At 51.0% G+C, this 14,506-nt stretch carries 6 protein-coding genes; all 6 read left to right on the top strand.

Annotation, left to right across the window (positions count from 1 at the left end; all coding sequences use genetic code 11):
• The first annotated feature begins 203 nt into the window (after positions 1 to 203).
• The 6 genes from ACZMIG_RS07410 (at position 204) to ACZMIG_RS07385 (ending at position 14,148) form a co-directional block, all read left to right on the top strand.
• Positions 204 to 1,631 (top strand): aspartate ammonia-lyase, encoded by a 1,428-nt coding sequence (locus ACZMIG_RS07410; protein ID WP_053397530.1) that lies wholly within the window; start codon positions 204 to 206, stop codon positions 1,629 to 1,631.
• A gap of 1,270 nt (positions 1,632 to 2,901) precedes the next feature.
• A complete protein-coding gene (gene cysS, locus ACZMIG_RS07405) occupies positions 2,902 to 4,392 on the top strand; it encodes a cysteine--tRNA ligase (protein ID WP_287604507.1) in 1,491 nt (496 codons plus the stop codon).
• Between the two features lie 277 nt (positions 4,393 to 4,669).
• Entirely contained in the window at positions 4,670 to 7,309 is a 2,640-nt protein-coding gene (locus ACZMIG_RS07400) for a substrate-binding domain-containing protein (RefSeq protein ID WP_484446207.1), read from the top strand.
• 607 nt (positions 7,310 to 7,916) lie between these two features.
• The gene (locus ACZMIG_RS07395) at positions 7,917 to 10,985 is read left to right on the top strand and encodes a SusC/RagA family TonB-linked outer membrane protein (RefSeq protein WP_487889396.1); all 3,069 of its coding nucleotides are present in this window, start codon (positions 7,917 to 7,919) and stop codon (positions 10,983 to 10,985) included.
• A gap of 135 nt (positions 10,986 to 11,120) precedes the next feature.
• Positions 11,121 to 12,833, top strand: a complete 1,713-nt coding sequence (locus ACZMIG_RS07390; RefSeq protein WP_487889395.1) for a RagB/SusD family nutrient uptake outer membrane protein — start codon at positions 11,121 to 11,123, stop codon at positions 12,831 to 12,833.
• Between the two features lie 115 nt (positions 12,834 to 12,948).
• Positions 12,949 to 14,148: a DUF4960 domain-containing protein gene (locus ACZMIG_RS07385; protein WP_487889394.1), complete on the top strand. Its 1,200-nt coding sequence runs from the start codon at positions 12,949 to 12,951 to the stop codon at positions 14,146 to 14,148.
• Positions 14,149 to 14,506 lie beyond the last annotated feature (358 nt).

Genomic DNA, 14,506 nt, shown 5'->3' with positions numbered 1-14,506 from the left:
TTGACTATTTGTAAGATATATGTACTGCTTTTTAGTCTGTTTTACGCTAATACGTGCGTTTGATGTGTTAAAAACCTGATAATGTTTGGCACAATGAAAAGTTAGCACTATCTTTGACACTGAAAGGAAGGAGGCATAACATAATGCCGAAACACCTTAATAATATAGTAAAAACACATAATTGAAATATAAACCTTAAAACTATGAATTCAGAAAAGAATATCCGTATGGAGCACGACCTCCTCGGCGCACGTGAGATTCCGGCAGACGCATTGTATGGCATACAGACATTGCGCGGCGTTGAGAATTTCTCAATCAGTAAGTTCAAACTCAGCCAGTATCCTCTGTTCATCAACGGTCTGGCATACACAAAGTGGGCTGCTGCTGAGGCAAACCATCAGCTCGGGCTGCTTACCGATGCCCAGTATGAGGGTATCAAGGCTGCTTGTCAGGACATATTGGCCGGCAAGTATCACGACCAGTTCCCCGTGGACATGATTCAGGGCGGAGCAGGCACCAGCACCAATATGAACGCCAACGAGGTTATCGCCAACATTGCGCTGAAACACATGGGCTTCAAGCCGGGCGACTATGAGCACTGCTCTTCTCACGACCACGTGAACCGCTCACAGTCTACCAACGACGCATATCCTACGGCTATCCACATGGGCATGTATGCCAGTCATCTTGCCCTTGTTCCACATATCAAAGAGCTTATCGCGGCATTCCGCAAGAAGTCGGAAGAGTTTGCACACATCGTAAAGATGGGACGCACTCAGCTCGAGGACGCTGTGCCGATGACTCTCGGACAGACCTTCTCTGGCTTTGCAAGCATACTCGAGGCAGAGCTGCTGCATCTCGACCAGGCTGCAGCCGACTTCCTTGAGGTCAACATGGGCGCAACTGCCATAGGTACGGGCATCTGCTCTGAGCCGGGCTACGCAGAGAAGTGTGTTAAGGCTTTGGCTGAGATTACCGGATGGGACATCACTCTCGCAAAAGACCTCGTGGGCGTAACCTCAGACACATCTTGCATGATAGGCTATATGTCAGAGCTGAAGCGCATCGCCGTTAAGATGAGCAAGATAAGCAACGACCTTCGCCTGTTGGCCAGCGGTCCGCGCTGCGGTTTAGGAGAGATCAATCTCCCGGCACGTCAGCCCGGTTCGTCAATAATGCCCGGAAAGGTAAATCCCGTTATTCCTGAGGTTGTAAGCCAGGTTGCGTTCAAGATTATCGGCAACGAGCTTTGTGTCACCATGGCCGGCGAGGCTGCCCAGATGGAGCTTAACGCCATGGAGCCTGTCATGGCTCAGTGCTGCTTCGAGTCAGTAGACCTTATGGCCAACGCATGCGACACACTGCGCACGCTCTGTGTTGACGGCATTACTGCCAACGAGGATAACTGCCGCCGCGAGGTTAACCGCAGCATCGGCATCGTTACAGCCCTCAACCCCTACATCGGTTACGAGCATTCTACAGAGATTGCCAAGAAGGCCATGGAGACAGGCCGCGGCGTTGTTGAGCTTGTGCTTGAGGAAGGAATACTTACTCAGGAAGATCTCGACACCATCCTTGATGCCAAGAACATGGTTCGCCCTGTCAAGCTCGACATCCACCCGAAATGCTAGTTTTGATGTTCCTGCTTTCTGCCTTTAATTTCGTTTAAGGGCTAAGTTGATATTTTCCGTGCCGTCCGGTTCCTTTCATGGGAATTTGGGCGGCACGTCCTTTTGTCATCCCTTATGGTGCGCAGCTTATCTGTCTCCATGTGGCAGGCTGTGATACATGCCTGCTGATGCCTCTCTGCATCTTCTCAACAAACTACTCGCCAAAACATGAAAATCAAAAGGCCGGTTTGGCCTTGAAAAACATGCCACTTTTGGGTGAAAAGTGGCCGAGTTACGATGCGTAAACGATAGGTTAATGATTTGAAATCTATACGTCTGATTTTGGTTACAGTTTTTCTTTTTAAACCTTTCTTCTTGAATGTTTTTTAAGCATAATCGTGCTTTCTCCTTATGATTTTTGCGACTGATGGAGGCAGACGTTGTCGCTGTCTGTATGTTACCCCCAAATCAGTCATTAGATTGCACATAGCTTTATCAATTTTGTGCATTCCAGTTTTCAGCCCGTCTTTTTATTTCTATCGGTGCAAGGCGCTAAGCGCAAACCAAGTTCAGCGCAGGCTAATTAAACAGCGTTTCCCGATAATCATTGTATTACAATGGTTTACGATAAAATGGAATGTTTGATGATAGGTGGACGCACCTGGGGTGCGTCCCTACATTGCACTACTTGGAGGCTCCAAAAGTCTTGTTGCTTCTTGTCGCAAGCACTACGTTGGCATTTGATTCTAACTGCTTGAACTCCTTTAACTTCGGCGTAGCCAGTCATAAAAGTGCTGTGAAAAATTTAACGAAAATCTGCTCAGATAAAACAAAAATCCCGACCGAATCTTAATAACAGATTGGGGTTTTAATGTGATTCAAGTATAAATAGCCGGAATGTGAAATCTTATTCAGCGAATATTTTTATCCGTGGCATATAAATGAGAGGCGTGGCTTCTGATGTTCACTTTTGACATATTTTCAAAAAACATTGCATTGATTTTGTTAAACCAATGATTTGCGTTATCTTTGCATAATATAAGCTGCATCTCGGCATAACACTCAAACGTGGTTTGGCGATTCTGCTCTCGATTTGCGTTATCTTTGCATAATAATAAGCTGCATCTCGGCATAACATTCAAGCACGCTTGATGTTTCTGCTCTCGATTTGCATTATCTTTGCATAAGATAATCAGCATCTCGGCATAACGCTCAAACGTATCTTGGTGGTTTTGTTGTCGGGTAGCGTTATCATTCTGTTAATGACATGTTTAATTTTAAACAATAAAATATGGAACAAAAGTTTTTTATATATAACACTCTGAGCCGCCGTAAGGAGCTCTTTGTGCCTATCCACAGCCCCAATGTGGGCATGTATGTGTGCGGCCCTACAGTGTATGGCGATCCGCATCTGGGCCATGCACGCCCGGCAATAACCTTCGACATCCTGTTCCGCTACCTCAAGCATCAGGGCTATAAGGTGCGCTACGTCAGAAACATCACCGACGTGGGCCATCTGGAGCACGATGCCGACGATGGCGACGACAAGATAGCAAAGAAGGCACGTCTGGAGCAGCTCGAGCCTATGGAGATAGCACAGCACTACACCAACCGCTATCATGACGCCATGAAGGCGCTCAACGTGCTGCCGCCAAGCATTGAGCCTCACGCCACGGGACACATCATAGAGCAGGAGGAGCTGGTGAAGCAGATTATAGACAACGGCTTTGCCTATGAGAGCAACGGCAGCATCTATTTCGACATCGCAAAATATAACGAGAAATATCACTACGGCATACTGTCGGGACGCAACCTCGACGACGTCATCAACGCCAGCCGCCAGCTCGACGGTGTGGGCGAGAAGCGCAACCAGGCCGACTTCGCCCTGTGGAAGAAGGCGCAGCCCGAGCACATCATGCGCTGGCCGAGCCCCTGGAGCGACGGTTTCCCCGGATGGCACTGCGAGTGTACGGCCATGGGACGCAAGTATCTCGGCGACCACTTCGACATACACGGCGGAGGCATGGACCTCGTGTTCCCGCATCATGAGTGCGAGATTGCGCAGGCTGTGGCAAGCCAGGGCGACCAGATGGTGAAATACTGGATGCACAACAACATGATAACCATCAACGGACAGAAGATGGGCAAGAGCCTCGGCAACTTCATCACGCTCGAGCAGTTCTTCACGGGCAACCATCCGAGCCTCGACAAGGCTTATTCGCCCATGACGATACGCTTCTTCATCCTCTCTGCCCACTACCGCGGCACGGTAGACTTCTCAAACGAAGCCCTGCTGGCAAGCGAGAAGGGACTGGCCCGACTGATGTCAGGCATCGCCGACTTAGACCGCGTGCCCGTGTCAGACAAGTGCGACGCGCAGACCGAGGAGTTTGTGAAGAACCTGCGCCAGAAGTGCTACGACGCCATGAACGACGACCTTGCCACACCTCAGGTTATCAGCTATCTGTTTGAGGCCTGCGGAGTGGTCAACAAGCTGCTCGACCACAAGGCCACTATCTGTGCCGACTGCCTGAAGGAGCTTGCCGACACGATGCGCCTCTTTGCGATAGACCTGCTCGGACTGAAGGAAGAGAAGGGCAACTCGTCTGACGCACGCGAGGAAGCCTACGGCAAGGTGGTAGACATGGTGCTGAGCCTCAGGGCAAAGGCAAAGGCCGAGAAAGACTGGGCCACAAGCGACCGCATACGCGACGAGCTGGCTGCTGCCGGATTCGAGGTGAAAGACACCAAGGACGGCTGCGTATGGAGACTCGACAAATAATGTTGATGTCATGTTACTGAAACCTGTGATGTGTATGTCTGTCGTGCCTGCCAAATCCTTTGGCAACGTGATGCCGGCCTGTCTGCGGCCTGCCCGCAGCTTCAGCAGGTCATCCGTATGATGCTTCTGTTTACACATCTTATATAATATATAAAGAGCAGCGGCATGTTGGCCGCCCGTTTCCTAAGGCATGCGTGCCGCTGCTCTTTCAAAAAAGTTTTTTTATCCAATGCAGGATAGCCTCTTATGTGAGGCATTAACCAACAGAGGTCAGACTATGAAAAATATTGCTTACGTTTTGTCTTTATTGATGTTAACGCTCATGACGGCCTGTTCCGACCGTAAGGAGTATGTTATAGCCATGTCGCAGTGCAGCGAGGACATCTGGCGCGAAAAGCTCAACACCGAGATGCTTGCCGGCACTTATCTTTACGACAACGTCACGTTGAGGGTGGCCTCGGCCAACGACGACAACGTAAGGCAGACTGAGCAGATAAACGGCTTTGTAAACGATGGCGTCGACATCCTTATTGTCGCCCCAAACCAGATGAACACCGTTACGCCGGCCATCGAGAACGCATACAACAAAGGCATACCTGTAATACTTTTCGACCGCAAGACCGGTTCAGACAAATACACGGCATTTATCGGCGCCGACAACGTAAAGATGGGGCGCACCATGGGCGAGTATATCGCTTCGCGCCTTGGCGGCAAGGGGCGTGTCCTGGAGATAACGGGCCTTAAAGGCTCGTCGCCGGCCATAGAGCGCCATCAGGGCTTTGCCGATGCCCTGAAGCACTATCCGGGCATCGAGCTGGTGGCCGTGAGCAGCGGCACATGGATGCAGCAGAGCGGGCGCAAGGCCATGGAGGCCATGCTCGACAGCGTGGGCGGCAACATCGACTACGTGTTTGCACACAACGACCGCATGGCCCTCGGAGCGCGTCAGGCAGCCCAGGCACGCGGACTGGCAGGCCGCATAAAGTTTATCGGCATCGACGCCCTGCCGGGCAAGGGCGGAGGCATCGAGCTGGTGCGCGACGGCGTGCTCGACGCATCATATATCTATCCCACGCGCGGCGACATGGTAATGCAGCTGGCCATGAGCATTCTTGAGAAGCATCCCTACCAGCGCGAGAACCTGATGAAGACAGCCCTCGTAACCAAAGACAATGCCGAGGTGCTGCTTATGCAGGCCGAAGAGATGAACAAGCTAAACGACAAGCTCAACATGATGCACGACCGCGTGAACATGTATCTCACGCAGTATAGCCATCAGAAGGTCTACCTCATGATGTTCATCATCATCCTTGTGCTGCTGGTGCTTTCGTTTGTAGCCTTCTACCGCACCATCGTAGTAAAGCGGCGCATGCGCGAGGATGCTGCCAACGCCAAGCTGGTGTTCTTCACCAACATAAGCCATGAGTTCCGCACACCGCTCACTCTCATTGCCGACCCCGTCAGGCGCATGCTCGAGGCCGACAACCTGACCACGCAGCAGCGCTCCATGCTCTGCCTGGTAAGAAAGAATGTCGACGTCATGCTCAGACTTGTTGGCGAGATTCTCGACCTTCGCAAGATTCAGAACGGCAAGATGCAGCTCACCGTGAGCCGCTTCAACCTGTCGGACAGCGTAGGGCAGTGGGTGGCCAACTTTGCGCCGCTGGCCGACAGCAGGGACGTGGAGCTGAGCGTTGACTGCGGCCACGACATAAACATAGAGGCTGACCTGTATAAGATGGAGCGTATATGCTATAATCTTATCAGCAACGCCATAAAATACAACCGCAAGGGCGGCAGAGTGAGGATAAGTCTTGCTGCCGACGGCGGCATGGCGCGCCTGACCGTAAGCGATACGGGCATAGGCATACCGCGCGACAAGATTAACCACGTGTTCGACCGCTTCTTCCAGGCATCAGCCGAAAACCGCGGAGGCACGGGCATCGGGCTTGCCATAGTAAAGGCTTTTGTCGACCTTCATCACGGACAGGTTACGGCAGAGGCCAACGCCGACGGCGGGGCAACGTTTACGGTGAGTCTGCCGCTGACGCAGCCCGGAGAAACAATAGTGGAGCAGCCTGATGCAGCAGCCCTGGAGACAGGCGACAGCGTTCCGGCAGACATACCTATGAGCGGCGGCGTGGAGATGATGACGGCACAGGACGACGGCGAGCGCAAGTCGATAGTGGTGGTAGACGACAACAGCGACGTTAAAGACTATATTGTAAGCCTGCTCTCGGCCCACTACGATGTCAAGTGCGCGTCCGACGGCCGCGAGGGCCTCGCCTTATGCGTCAAGTATGTGCCCGACCTGGTTATATGCGATGTGATGATGCCCGTGATGGACGGTCTTGAGATGTGCCGCCGGCTTAAGGCGGAGACGGCCACGAGCCATGTGCCCGTCATACTGCTCACGGCCCGCACCTTCGACGACCAGCGCGCCGAGGGCTACGACTGCGGCGCCGACGCTTACATAACCAAGCCCTTCAGCAGCAACGTGCTGCTGTCGCGAGTGCGCAATCTGCTCAATGAGCGCATGAAACTGAAAAATATCTATTCGGGTGCCGAGACAGAAGAGGACAAGGCTGCCGACGATCCCGATACACGCTTTGTGGCCGACTTCAGACATCGCCTGAAGGAGCATCTGTCTGACTCAGAGCTCAATGTGGAGACTCTTGCCGCCGAACTTGGCCTTAGTCGCGTGCAGCTCTACCGTAAGGTGAAGCAGCTCACAGGTTCGTCGCCCGTTGAGATAATACGCATAACGCGCCTGAAGGCCGCCGAGCAGCTGCTGCGCACCACATCGAAGACCGTGTCGGAGATATCCTACGACGTAGGCTTCTCGTCGCCGTCTTATTTCACCAAGTGTTTTAAAGACTATTTCGGCCATCTGCCCAACGAGGGCCGTGGCGTGTAGTCGGCTTGTCAGATAAATATCAGTAAAAAATAATTATTGCGTGGTGTGTGTCAAAACTCCATTCTTAAAAAATATGAGCTGATAATTTGAAACTTGAACATCTCCAAAAAGCTAAATGAAGGGTCGTATAATTACTCAATACAGAGTTTTATACGACCCTTTTTAGTGCTATGGTTATAATCTGTAACTTTGTAGAGTGCCCATTTTAGTTTTGACACACCCTCTTTTCATTCCCGGTGCCAACCAGACAAAACAAAACTTCTTAACCTCATATTTATCTTCGGGATTCGTCTGCATTATTGTTCGTCCTGTCTGTTCATTCCTGCTCTGCCGCCGTGTCCAGTCACGGCATATCTCTGTTGCCGCATCAAGGAATATAAAGAAAATGTTAATAAGTGTGTAGCCCTTTTAGGTTTTATTGGCCATGAAACGGGCAAAACAGACCACAGAAATCGTACAAAGTGTGTAAATTTTGTTACATGAACGATTTTTCTTATCCATTGGTATAATTTTTTTAACATTAATATTCCGCTTTATATAATTTTGCGACTGACAAAAATGTCAACGTAAACAAACAATTTATTAAACCATAAAAACGCGGTTATTTATGAAAAACATTAAACTAATGCTTTACGGCATGAAGCGTATTATGCTGTGCTTCATCCTCGTGAGTTTCGGCTTGTATGCCGCAGCACAGGACGTTACAGAAGTCAGCGGTACGGTGAAAGACAACCTGGGTGAGACGGTTATCGGAGCCAGTGTGCTTGAAGAAGGTACCAGCAACGGAGTGGTGACCGACATTGACGGCCACTTTAAGTTAAAGGTGAAGCAAGGCGCAAAGCTCAGAATCTCTTATGTGGGTTACAACACAGTGACACTTCCGGCAAGTCATAACATGGTTGTTACTCTTGAGGAAGCAGGCAACATTATGGATGAGCTTATCGTGACGGGTTACACCACACAGCGCAGGGCCGACCTGACGGGTTCGGTGGCGGTGATGAATATGGACGAACCGATAAGTGCATCTAATCCTAACATGCTGTCATCAATGCAGGGAAAGCTTGCAGGTGTGACTATTTCCGACGACGCAGCTCCCGGCGGCGGCAGTTCTACAATCCGTGTGCGCGGTATGAGTACTGTCAATCCTAACAACTCACCGCTTTATATTATAGACGGTGTTGCTACTACTGAGAATCTTAACTCTCTCAACCCTGCCGACATAGAGTCGATACAGGTTCTGAAGGACGCTTCTTCTGCGTCAATATATGGTTCGCGTGCTGCTAATGGTGTTATCATCATCACGACGAAGCAGGGCAAGGGCGACAAGCTCACGGTAAATGTGAACTACTCTCTCAGCTTGCAGACTGTGGCCAAGACATACGACATGCTTACGGCAGAACAGTGGGGACAGGCATATTGGACTGCAGCAAAGAACTCTAACATAACACCTTCGCATCCTTTCTACGGAAGCGGCGAAACTCCTCAGCTCGGCGAGTGGCTCGATGCAGCCCACACTGTAAGGTCTTCAAATACAGACTGGCAGGATGAAGTATATTCAGAGGCATGGACACACAACCTGTCGGCAAGTGTTGCCAACAGCAGCAAGAACGGTTCGGTGATGTTCTCGCTAAACTATGTAAATCAGGATGGTCTTGTAGACTACACTTTCTACCGCCGCTATTCGGCACGTCTGAACTCTACATATAATATAGGTAAATATGTGAAAGTGGGCGAGAATCTTATGGTTGCCAACTGGCAGGACCGTGGCTTCACCACTAATGCTGACCGCGGTGTGCCCGCAATGGCTATCTTCCTGCATCCGGCAATCCCCGTATATGACATAAACGGAGACTTCGCACGTCCGATGTATCTGAGCAATTCAGACTTTGCAAACCCTGTACAGACTATCTATAACGGACGCGACAATACCAATAACAGCTGGCGAATCTTCGGCAACGGCTTCATCGAGGTTACTCCGGTGAAGGGACTCACACTGAAGAGCAACATCGGTATTGAGCACGTGCAGTATTTCAACAAGACTCTTAACCGCAAGGTTAATCCTTCTGACCGTAACAATGTTAACCGTGCATACGGCAGCGGCGACACTTGGACATGGACTAACACAGCCAACTATAATCTCGATATAGACGACCACCACCTGAACGTGCTCGGCGGTGTTGAGGCTATCAAGTATACATTCGAAGACTTGTCGGCTACACGCTACGACTATGCCTTCGAGGACGACAGCTTCATGCAGATAGGAGCCGGAACAGGCGACCAGACCAATGGCGGCGGAAAGAACGAGTGGGCCTTGTTCTCGCTCTTCGCAAAGGCAGACTATAATTATGCAGACCGCTACTTGCTCTCTGCTACAATACGCCGCGACGCAACGTCAAGACTATGGAAGGGACAGAACTCCGGCATATTCCCTGCATTCTCTGCCGCATGGCGTCTGTCTGAAGAGAAGTTCTTCCCGAAGAACGATATCGTAAACGACGTAAAGGTACGTGTTGGATGGGGTCAGAACGGTAATGCAGCCATCGACAACTTCTACGCAGGATACACGTCGTATGCCTATACGTCAGGCAACGGAGCCTATGACATGGCCGGAACAAACAATTCGGTTATCGGTGGCGTGATCGTGTCGGCATCAGGAAACAAGAACCTTAAGTGGGAGACAACAACACAGACCAACATCGGTCTTGACCTCCGTATGTTCAACAATTCGTTCGGTCTCTCTCTCGACTACTTCATCAAGAACACCAAGGACATGCTGACACAGCCGCCAGTGCTTTCTGTAGCAGGCGAGAACGCTGTTGTCTACCGCAACACGGGAAGTATGAAGAACCACGGCTTCGAGCTCGTTGCTGACTATCATAGCAAGCAGTACGGCGATTTCTCTTGGGACGGTTCGTTCAACTTCTCGCTATACCGCAACGAAGTTGAGAAGCTCAACGACTATGTAAGTTTCATTAGCGCTGGCGACTGGCGCATCATGGAAGGTCAGCCTATGGGCGTTTACTACGGATATGTTGCCGACGGACTCTTCCGTACAGAGGAGGAAGTTTACAACTCTGCCGACCAGGAGGGCAAGGGCCTCGGCCGCATCAGATACAGAGACCTTGACGGAAACGGCGTGATCAATGAGAACGACCGCTGCGTCATAGGTGATCCTAACCCCGACTTCTCTCTCGGTCTTAACCTGAGCTTCAAGTACAAGAGATTTACTCTCAGCACATTCTTCACCGGCGAGTTCGGCTTCGACATCTACAACATAGTGAAGAAGCAGCTCGACTTCATGGGCACTGGTTTGCGCGACATTAACCATGGTGCGGAGATACTTAACGCATGGTCTCCCGAGAATCCTAACTCAAACATTCCGGCACTGGCTCTTACCGACGCCAACAACGAAATGCGTATGTCTACTTACTTCATAGAGGACGGCTCTTACTTCAAGATGAAGTATATCAAGCTGCAGTACGACCTGCCCTCAAAATTGGCAAAGAAGTTCTGTCAGGGACTCAGCGTTTACGGACAGGTAGAGAACGTGTTCACGATAACAGGCTACTCAGGACTCGACCCAGAGCTTCCTCTCAGCAGCTACGGAGCACGTGTTGACAACTCTCCTTATCCGCGTTCACGCACATTCTCTATCGGTTTAAATCTTCAATTCTAATATAAAAGTAGACAACGAAACAGGGCGCAGGCTGACGGCCCAAGAGCTTAAAGGCGCGGGCGGATGACGTCTGGATGCAGACAAAGCTCACCTTCAGTTGCCGGCATGCAGCCCCGACAATAAAAACATCAAGATATGAAAACGATTAAAAACAATATAGTAAAAGCAGCCTTCGGCGTGGCAATGGTTGTTTCTCCGGCATTCTTCTCGTCATGCGACGACATGCTCGACCTTATCCCGCAAGGCACATTTACAGACGCTCAGCTCGATTCAACAGCTATAGACGGACTTCTGACGTCGGCCTATGCCGGTCTTGAGTGCCACTTCTTCGGCAACAATGAGTCGTTCCAGGGCCCTATCACCAACTGGATATTCGATGTCCGTTCAGATGATGCCTACAAGGGCGGAGGCGCTCTCTCGATGGAGAGCAACATCCACGACCTCGAAGTGTCTAACCTGCGCAGCGACAACGTGTGCGTACGCGACAAGTGGCGCAACAACTTCTACGCCATCGACCGTGTTCACAAGGCCATGAGAGCCATCGAGGGAACAAACGTTGCCAACCGCGAGTCGATGCTGGCAGAGCTGAAGACGCTGCGTGCGTATTTCTACTTCGACCTTATCCGTGTGTTCAAGAACATACCTTACTTCGACGAGACTGTAGACGACCCGAGTTCGGTTTCACCTTATCAGTATTCTCGCAACGAGATATTCGACTTCATCAAGAAAGACCTGCGCGAGGCTTATCCCGTAATGCCGGAGACACAGCAGGACAAGGGACGCTTCAACAGGTATGTGGCCGCTGCCCTTATGGCCAAGGTTTGTGCCTTCACGGCTTCTGTAAACAACAGCCAGAGCGACTGGGGCGAGGTGGTTACCTATGCCGACTATGTGATAGGAAGCGGACAGTATCAGCTTTATCCTAACTTCCTTGATATGTCTAAGGTTGAGTTTGACAATTCTTACGAGTCTATTCTCGCCATACAGTTTGCCTCGACTTCAGACAACATGCACTACAATTATTCCAACATGCTCAACTGTACTATCAGCGAAGGCAACCTTTACGGCAACGGCGACGACTTCTTCCTCGGCAGCCAGAACCTTGTAAATGCATTCAGGACAAACGAAAACGGTCTGCCTTATCTTAACGGAAACTCCGGCGACGTGGACAACAGCGTCAATGTTACAGGCGACTATCAGGGCAATGTAGACCCGCGTCTCGACTTCACCGTGGGCCGCATCGGATTCCCGTTCCGTGGCCATACGTACACATCGGGCTGGTGCCGCGCCTATGACATCTACGGAGAATACTCGGGCAAGAAGGGCCAGCTGGCTCCTGAAGACCCAAACATGGTGTCGGGCATCGTGCCATGGGGTGCGTCGGGGCTAAACTTCTGCCTTATCCGCTATGCCGACATCCTTCTGCTGAAGGCAGAGGCTCTTATCGAGCAGAACAAGGATCTCGATGTGGCACGCCAGCTTATCAACGACGTGCGCCTGAAGGCTAAGCGCAGTATCGACTCTTCTTATTCGCCTGTTGACCTCGACCCGATGCGCGCAAGCTATAAGGTGGAGCCTTATCCGGCAGATGGCTGGACACAGAACTATGCCCGCCGCGCCGTGCGCATGGAGCGCCGTCTTGAGCTCGCAATGGAAGGCAACCGCTGGTTCGACCTCGTGCGCTGGGGCACCGTCGTAGACGTGGTTAACAAGTATATGCAGAATGAGAGCAGCCTGCGCACATATTATGAAGGCTCTTCTATCAGCGACAGCGAGGTTTACTTCCCGATACCTCTCGAGGAGGTTGACAATGCCGCCAACGGAGGCTACGACGAGCCGCAGGACTAAATAACCTTAAGCTAACTAATGTAAGGACACGGGCCGCTGAACCACAGATGGCCGGCGCCTCGCGTCCTTACGATAAAATAAATAAAAATATCAGTTTAACAATAAAAAACAGACAATGATGAAAACAAACATAATCAAGATATTAGCTGTGCTGCTTGCAGGCTTCTCGCTTGCAGCCTGCTCTGATGTAGACATACCAGCGTCTCCGTCGGCAGAACTTTACCCTACAGTCAGCAATCTGGAGATGACACAGGAGGGACGCAACGTCACCCTGAAGTGGGTTTTGCCGCAGTCGGAGAATCTGCTGGGTGTAAGAATAGACAAGAACGGCTCACAGCTGGTCAGCCTTGACTCTCCGGCAAACTCATACGTGGCACGCCATATCGACAAGAACATCGACGTGTTCTTCACCGTGAAGGCACGCTATGCCGACGGCAACGTGTCAGAGGGACAGACCGTGATGGCACGCTACGACGGCGACGTTACGCCTGCTGCCATGTTGCTGCCTACGGCCGACGAGAATGCGCTCGACGATGACGAGAAAGCCGCTCTCGACTGGTTCCGTGCCAACTATGCCGACGGAGCCGTGCTGACGCCTGCCGACATGGCATCGGGCACAGTTACACCTGACAAGTATGGTGAGATATGGGTGCAGGTAGACCGTGTAGGCATAGCCCAGGGATGGCAGAATCTGCCTTCTGAGCTTGTCGGCGCCGACGTGATCAGCGCTCTTGCCGACTATGTGAAGAACGGCGGCAACCTGCTGCTCACCAAGCATGCCACACAGCTCGTGGCTGCCATAGGACGCGTTTCAGAAAACCGCGCGCCTAATCTGTTCAGTTCCGGCGAAGGCGGAGTGGGCACAGACATCTGGACCGCAAACGCCGTGATAGGCAGTGGGCAGAGCGAGGCTTACGACCACACAGGCCATCAGATATTTGCCGGTCTTGAGGTTGCAACCTCAGAACAGACAGGCTTCGGCGACGACACCTTCGGAATGGAAGGTCCGGGATGGCGCGAGGACCACAACTGTATGTGGGACCTTAACGTCGCTGCCCTCGACATATCAACCATTCCTAATGTGGTTAAGGGCTTTGAGGAGGCTACAAACTCTACCGTACTTGCCACATGGGGCCATGTGCTCGACTACTGCTGCGCCGGCATTATCGACTTTAATCCTGACGGCGACTATCTCGGACGCATCGTGGCAGTAGGACTTAATGCCTACGAGTGGAACCAGAGAGACACAGAGAACGTATATCAGGATAATATCGAGCTGTTTACAAAGAACTGTCTTGACTATCTGAAGCAATAAGCATGCATGGCGTGTCTGTGTGATTATCTTCGTGCAATAATTCCGGAGCAGGTATTGATGTTTGCAATTAGCGGCATTTCGCATTATGAAAGACGGCATTTTGCAGCCTAAAAGGCCACCTTTTGCATGCCAATATGCCACCTTTTGCAAGGCTATAGGTAAAAGATTGATTTTCAGGTAATTACATATTCGCAAGAAATATAAGTTCTATATTATTCCGGATGAGGCTACAGATATTGCACAGATACGTCTTTAACCAAAATCGGCTATTAAGATTCGGTCGGGATTTTTGCTTCATGTTGAGCGGCTTTTCGTTATATTTTTTGCCGGCATGGCAGGTTGTTTAAAGAAATAGCGC

The organism is Xylanibacter sp. (genome assembly GCF_057607445.1).
The sequence above is the reverse complement of the archived record's forward strand: the minus strand, read 5'-3'. Positions and strand labels throughout refer to the sequence as shown.